Origin of the sequence: Bradyrhizobium sp. 142 (genome assembly GCF_023074015.1) — a bacterium.
In the GTDB taxonomy this organism is placed as follows: Bacteria; Pseudomonadota; Alphaproteobacteria; order Rhizobiales; family Xanthobacteraceae; genus Bradyrhizobium.
Genome location: NZ_JADPKQ010000517.1, coordinates 42696 through 49662 on the forward strand (window position 1 = coordinate 42696; position 6967 = coordinate 49662).

Below are 6967 nucleotides of genomic sequence, written 5' to 3' on the forward strand. Positions count from 1 at the left end.
CGATGCATCCTTTTCGCACTCCAAAGAAGCCGAATCCCCTACGCTTGATGCAGAATGCTTTTCACCTTTGGCCTTCTCTGCTTCATCTACTTCAGTCAAAAAAGCGAAAGAGTGGCGAGGCATTGCGGACTATGCATTTGCGCCCCCAGAGCATGCAGCCGCCCTATTCCTCGACTGAGGTCGCGAGAACGATAGGTGTTTCACTAGATACATTCTATCGCACGCGCCGCCTCCGGCACGAGCGCGATGGCTTGCCGGCGCCGATCAGCGAACGCGGACCGCTGAAATGGGAATGTACCGGCTTCGATGCCTGGCTGACTCGGCATCATCCACTGCGTCCGAAGACGATCGCTAATGACACATTCGCGCCACCGCCGGCAGCGACCGATGAAGAACATCGCGAGCGGCTACGAATGGCCTATGGACATCACGGCGCTTGACATTCTGGCGGGCTAGATTCCAATAGTTGCCGCATTTTACTTGGCACCGAGGCTATCTATGGCCGATCCGAAGTTTCCTTACGTGAAGTGGCGTGACGGCCGTCCACGCTCATCGCATGGCGCTTACGCCAGAGCACTCGGCTTTGTCGATGGCGACTTGCGTCATCCGCCCCACGATGAAAATGGCCGCCCGGTCGGCCGATGGTTCAATCTTCAGGAGTCGTCGGATTTCTCCGACAAACGAAAGTCTGAGATCGAGGCGGCGCGCCGCGCCGGCAAACTGCCGAAGAAAATTACAGTTCGCAAACGGAGCACGATCGAAGATCTTCTCGACGACTGGAGCAAATCGGACGAGTTCAAGGCGCTATCGGCCTCATCTCAATCCTCCTATGGCAAGTGCATCTCCGCCATCCTGTACCGACCGCAGACGCGCGAGGGCGCGGCGAAGATGCGTGCCGAAATCCGTGCCGCTAAGCTGCTCGGTTTAGCCGAGCCTACGCGTGAACTCGAAGCGATCGCGACTGCTACGCCCTCATCGATCGGCAAGCCGGAGTTCCGAGCATTCTACAACTACGCGAAATCGGTGCGCGGCCATCATATGGCGCTTGCGATGATTGCGGCACTCTCATCCGCATTCACTTGGGGGCAGGAAAGCATCCTGTGGCGCCTCGGGCCCAACCCGCGAGAAGGCATGGAGTTCGATCATCCAGACGGTCGCATCGTGCTAGTCGCAATGCCTGAGTTTTCAGCGTGGGTCGCTGCAGCCGATGCGATCGAGCGGCCATCGATCGGCGATAGCTTCTACCTCGCGCTTTTCACCGGACAGCGCCAGACCGACCGTCTGATCATGCGCAACGAGAGCGGTGTCGAGGGACGTCACGCGTTCCGACAGAGCAAGACTGGCGAACTGGTCGACATCAAGGAGGCGCCACAACTCAGCGCGCGGCTGAACGCATCTCGCGTGCGCGTAAAGGAGCTCAAGTTACGTCTTCAGCTTGAGACGGTCCCGTTCGAACTCGTCGTCAACGAGGACAATGGTGAGCCGTACGACGAGAGCACTTATCGCCATTGGGTCTCAACTGCGCGCGCGGTCGCCGTTTTCGGCTTTCTGGCACGTGACACCATCCGTCAGGCAATCGTTCGCGCAGAGCGGCTGAACTCCGAACTGATCGGAAACGTCGACAACCTGTTCGCGGCCTTCCCGCTGGATGAAGAGAACAAGGCGCAGCGTGCCCGCGCGATCGATCAGCGCAAGCGTGCGTTGGCGGAATGGTTGGACGCGCAGGCGGCGCGTGACAGTAATGGCGATGAGACGGCGTGGCGCCTGAAGCCATGCCCGGCGCTAATGTTCGTCAACGGCGCCGGTGAACTCGACCAGAAGCACGACCAAGATCTACGCGATACCTGCGTAATGCTACTCGATCGGGCCGGTTGCGACCTGTTGACGATCTGCGATATCACCGGGCACTCGTACCGAAGTGCGCAGACCATCGTGAAGCACTACCGCGCCCGCAATGTGGATCGCGCCGATTCCGGTATCGACCGACTTCAATTGCAGGTGCGAAAGGAAGGGATGAAGGGCTGATCGCAGACCGGGGTCTTCGGCTCGCTGAAGCCCTTCGGAATCCCCCGAGCCCGACCTGTCAGTATTGGCGTCCGCACAGCGCCCCGACAACGGCTTGGGCCTAAGCAATCGTCACAGCCGACCATCGGCCTGAAACCAAGCAAAATCGACCGAGCCAGCTCCTCGCTTTAAACCGAAAGGAACAGTCCCTACATCTCGTCGCATCGCGTGCGACGTCCGACCACAAAAAACGTCGCACGAAACCGGGTTTGTTCCGTCGGAGAAATTAAAAAAAGCCCTTGCGGGCCAATCACTTAAGGGTGGTGGGCGCACCAGGGCTCGAACCTGGGACCCGCTGATTAAGAGTCAGCTGCTCTACCAACTGAGCTATGCGCCCGAAAGGCGGTCAAAGCCTTGCGAGGCCGGTCGTTTAGCAAAGCGAACCGGGTATGGCAAGCGATGCAACGAAGGTTTTCCAACGGTTCGTCCACAGGCCCCAAAATGCGAAAAGCCGCTGAATTCCAGCGGCTTCGCCAAGGTTAGTCCCCGGAAAATCCCGCCCCCTTACAGCCGGCCCTCGCGATCCCGGTCCGGACCGCCGTCCCGGTCGAAATGGTCGCCATGGAAGCGATCCATACCCCGCTCCATCATGCGGTCCATGCCACGCTCCATGAAGCGGTGGTGCGGACCGTCGTCGCCGCCGCCGAACGGACCGCGATGGCGGGTCAGCACGGCGAGGCGCCGCTTCTGGCCGTCATCCAGCGTCTTGTAGAGGGGCTCGGCCGCATCGGCGATCTTCTTCAGGGCCGCGGAGGTCGCGCCCATGTCCTCGGCACGCTGGCGCAGGCGGGCAACCGGATCATCCGGCTTGCCGGCATCCTTGTCGGCGTCTCCGGGGCCGGCATTCATCCGCGCATTGGCGCGGTCGATGCGCAGCTTGGCGAGCTCACGCACCGCGGTCTCGACCGGCGGCCACAGCTTGTCCTGATCGGCATTGAGCTTCAGCCCGGCATGGACCGCGGCGATCCGCGCGTCGACGAAGGCGGCGCGGTCTTCCGGGTTCATGCGCGTGTGGCGGAAGTGCTCCGACATCCACGGGCGATGATGATATTGGGCATAGACCGCGCCCGAGCCGGCGATGCTGAGCGCGGCGATGGCGGCGATGGTGAACTTCTTCATACGGACCTCCTCTGGAAGGATGCTCCAGAAGATGAGCGCAAGCGCCATCGCATTCAACTTACAAGTTGGACAGAGACTTACCCTTACCAAGATGTAATTCGTTGTCGCAGTTTGAAATCATTCGCAACAGGGATGTCATGAATGAACCGGAGGGCTCCTGATACCGACAGGAGCCCTCCCGCTCATGTCAGTTCGTCGTGCTCTTCGCTTCCTTCTGGAACTCGTCGATCAGCGGCTGGCCGATGCGGCCTGCGGCGTCCTTATAGACCGACTCCATCGCCTTGCGCATCGCCTCGTCCTGCTCCGGCGTCAGCTTGATGATCTCGCTCTTGCCGCTCTTCTTGATCTCGGCGAGCGCGTCGTTGTTCTCCTTCTGCGACTGCGTATTGTTGAAGTCAGTCGCCTCCTTCATCGCCTTTGTAAGCTGGTCGCGGATGTCGGCCGGCAGCTCGTCCCAGAACTTCTTGTTCACGATCACGACGTAGCCGATATAGCCGTGGTTGGTCTCGGTGATGTACTTCTGCACCTCGTGCATCTTCTGGGTATAGATGTTCGACCAGGTGTTTTCCTGGCCGTCGACCACGCCGGTCTGGAGCGCCTGGTAGACTTCCCCGAAAGCCATCACTTGCGGGAGCGAGCCGAGAGTCTTGAACTGGGCCTGGAGCACCCGTGAGGACTGGATACGGAACTTGACGCCCTGGTAGTCGCCAGGCGTCACCAGCTTCTTGTTGGCGCTCATCTGCTTGAAGCCGTTGTCCCAGTAGGCGAGGCCGGTGATCCCCTTGGAGTCCAGCAGCTTGAGCAGTCTCGCGCCGAGCGGGCCTTCCGTCACCTTGCGCAGCGTCTTCAGGTCGGGAAGGATATAGGGCAGATCGAACACTTCGAATTCGCGGATGCCGAGCGGTCCGAATTTCGAGTTGGACGGCGCCAGCATCTGCACGCTCCCGAGCTGAAGCGCCTCGAGCTCTTCCTTGTCCTTGTAGAGCGTCGAGTTCGGATAGACTTCGACCTTGACCTTGCCGCCGGTGTATTTCTCGGCAAGCTCCTTGAACTTCTCCGACGCCTTGCCCTTCGGCGTGTCGGTGGCGACGACGTGGCTGAACTTGATGATAATGGGGTCGGCGCTGGCGGGGCCGACAAGACTCAAGGTCAATACCGCGACGGACGCCGCGATCGCGAAGGTGCGCATAATCTCTCCCTGCTGTTTTTTGGGCCGCCCGGCGCGCGGGCGGCCTGTCCTCATGCCAGCCACATCCATACAGGCCAACACCACCACCTGCTATTGGCCGTTAGCAGGGCAGCTATTCATGTTGAATGCCGCAAACTCCCCTGCGCTCCCTCTCCCGCTTGCGGGAGAGGGTCGGGGAGAGGGTGTCTCCGCAAGCGAGTATCCCCGAGAGGAGAGACGCGCTCGGGACGATGCTTCGCATCGGCGCTTCGCATCGGCCGGGGCGCGTCGGCCTCTCCCGCAAGCGGGAGAGGCGAAGTCGACAACGTCAGCTCGCCGCCGCCGTTGTTACCGTATCGCGCTGGCGCTTCATCACCATCTTGTTGAGCGCGCCGAGATAGGCTTTTGCCGAGGCCACCAGCGTGTCCGGGTCCGCCGCGCGGGCCGTCATCGCACGTCCCTCATGCGACAGCCGCACCGAGACTTCGGCCTGCGCGTCGGTGCCTTCAGTCACCGCGTGCACCTGATAGAGCTCGAGCTTGGCCTCGTGCGGCACCAGGCGCTTGATGCAGTTGAACACCGCGTCCACCGGGCCGTTGCCCTCGGCTTCCTCGATCTTGATCTGCCCGTCGACGTCGAGCTTCATGGTCGCGCGCTGCGGACCATGGGTGCCGGCGATCACGGTCAGCGAGGTCAGCTTGATGCGGTCGTGCGACGCGGCCATCTCCTCGTCGACCAGCGCCTCGATGTCCTCGTCGTAGATGTCCTTCTTGCGGTCGGCCAAGGCCTTCATCCGCGTGAACGCATCCTCCAGCTGGTTCGGACCGAGCTTGTAGCCCATCTCCTCCAGCTTGTGCACGAAAGCATGGCGGCCGGAGTGTTTGCCGAGCACCAGCGACGACTGCTTCAGGCCGACCATTTCGGGGCGCATGATCTCGTAGGTGGACGCGTCCTTCAGCACGCCGTCCTGATGGATGCCGCTCTCGTGTGCGAACGCGTTACGGCCGACGATGGCCTTGTTGTACTGCACCGGGAACGAGGTCGCCGCCGACACCACCTTCGAGGCGCGAGTGAGCTGCGTGGTGTCGATCTTATTCCAGTAGGGGAATTTGTCATTGCGTACATTGATCGCCATCACGATCTCTTCGAGTGCGGCGTTGCCGGCGCGCTCGCCGATGCCGTTGATGGTGCACTCGACCTGGCGCGCGCCGCCGACGATGCCGGCCAGCGAGTTCGCAACCGCCATGCCGAGATCATTATGGCAGTGCACCGAGAACACCGCCTTGTCGGAGTTCGGCACGCGCTCGATCAGCGTCTTCATGAAGTGGGTATATTCGTCCGGCGTCGTGTAGCCGACGGTGTCGGGGATGTTCACCGTGGTCGCGCCGGCCTTGATAACCGCCTCCACGATGCGGCAGAGGAAATCCATCTCGCTGCGCGTGCCGTCCTCGGCCGACCATTCGACGTCGTCGATCTGGTTGCGCGCGCGCGCGACCATAGCAATCGAGGTCTCAAGCACCTGCTCCGGGGTCTTGTTCAGCTTCACCCGCATGTGCAGCGGCGAGGTCGCGATCACGGTATGGACGCGGCCACGCTTTGCGAACTTAACTGCTTCGGCGCAGCGGTCGATGTCGGCCGGATGCGCGCGCGACAAGCCAGCGATCACCGCGCTCTTGGAACGTCGGGCGATTTCGCTGACCGCCTGGAAGTCGCCTTCGGAGGTGATGGGGAAGCCGGCTTCGATGACGTCGACCCCCATATCGTCCAGCAGCTCGGCGACCTCGAGCTTCTCCTCGAAGGTCATGGTGGCGCCGGGGCACTGCTCGCCGTCGCGCAGCGTGGTGTCGAAAATGATGACGCGGTCCTTGTCGGACTTGTTCACGGGAGCCATTTCAAATTTCCTTTTGAGCTTTCGCGCCGGTCATTTCCTTGGGCGCTGTCGGGGTCCGCTGATCTCGTACATCCCCTGAGTGCCCAGGCGCGCAGCGCCCAGCCGGCCCTCAGGGGCAAGTAAGAAGAAGCCCGCCAATAAGAAGGGTGGGCAGCGCGGCCGGGATCGTGGCGGCGGCCAGAGCCACCTCCCTCGAAATCCCATCGATTTGGCCGCGAATCAGCATTGCCAGACCCTTTTTGAGCCCACAAATCCTCAGTCAAAACCGTTGACGATAGGTTGCCGGGAACTCAATGGGACGTTCTTAGACGAGAAATAGGCGCAACTGCAACGCCAAAAGATGGTCAGCGGAGTTGACCTGGTTGCAGGTGGCGACCCTCCCGGTCCCGTCATCCTCGTATGGGGAGTGAGTTGTCAAGAGGGCGTCGTTTGATGGCGGCGGTCTTGGGCGCCGCGGCGAGGAGCGGTCAAGGCTGGCCGTAGGCCACCGCCGGAGACGGCGCGGCAGCGGCCTTGAGCGCGACGAGCTCGGCGCCACAATGGCGTCCCTGCAACGCACGCGATGACGATAACAGGTGTGACGTGATGCGAGGCCTGGGCCGTGAATGACAATGCGGCAGGACCGCATCACCTTGTATCCGGTCGGGCGCGCAGCCCGGTACCCTGATCTTTCATGCACGGGTGGAGGCAAAGCCCAGCAAGGACGGGACCCCTCTGAGAGAGCG

The 6967-nt window shown here is 61.6% G+C and carries 4 protein-coding genes and 1 tRNA gene; 1 reads left to right on the plus strand and 4 read right to left on the minus strand.

Going from position 1 to position 6967, the window contains the following annotated elements:
• Nucleotides 1–498: 498 nt before the first annotated feature.
• Nucleotides 499–2025 (plus strand): hypothetical protein, encoded by a 1527-nt coding sequence (locus tag IVA82_RS46405; protein ID WP_247386961.1) that lies wholly within the window; start codon nt 499–501, stop codon nt 2023–2025.
• Nucleotides 2026–2325: 300 nt separating this feature from the next.
• Here IVA82_RS46405 and IVA82_RS46410 read toward each other — a convergent pair.
• The 4 genes from IVA82_RS46410 to IVA82_RS46425 form a co-directional block, all read right to left on the minus strand.
• Nucleotides 2326–2401: transfer RNA gene (locus IVA82_RS46410), tRNA-Lys, on the minus strand.
• Between the two features lie 167 nt (nt 2402–2568).
• Nucleotides 2569–3183, minus strand: coding sequence for a Spy/CpxP family protein refolding chaperone (locus IVA82_RS46415; RefSeq protein WP_247386962.1), 615 nt, complete (start codon nt 3181–3183; stop codon nt 2569–2571).
• 187 nt (nt 3184–3370) lie between these two features.
• Nucleotides 3371–4372, minus strand: a complete 1002-nt coding sequence (locus IVA82_RS46420; protein ID WP_247386963.1) for a TRAP transporter substrate-binding protein — start codon at nt 4370–4372, stop codon at nt 3371–3373.
• 307 nt (nt 4373–4679) lie between these two features.
• Complete coding sequence (locus IVA82_RS46425; protein ID WP_247386964.1) at nt 4680–6242, minus strand: 2-isopropylmalate synthase; 1563 nt, start codon at nt 6240–6242, stop codon at nt 4680–4682.
• Nucleotides 6243–6967: the final 725 nt, after the last annotated feature.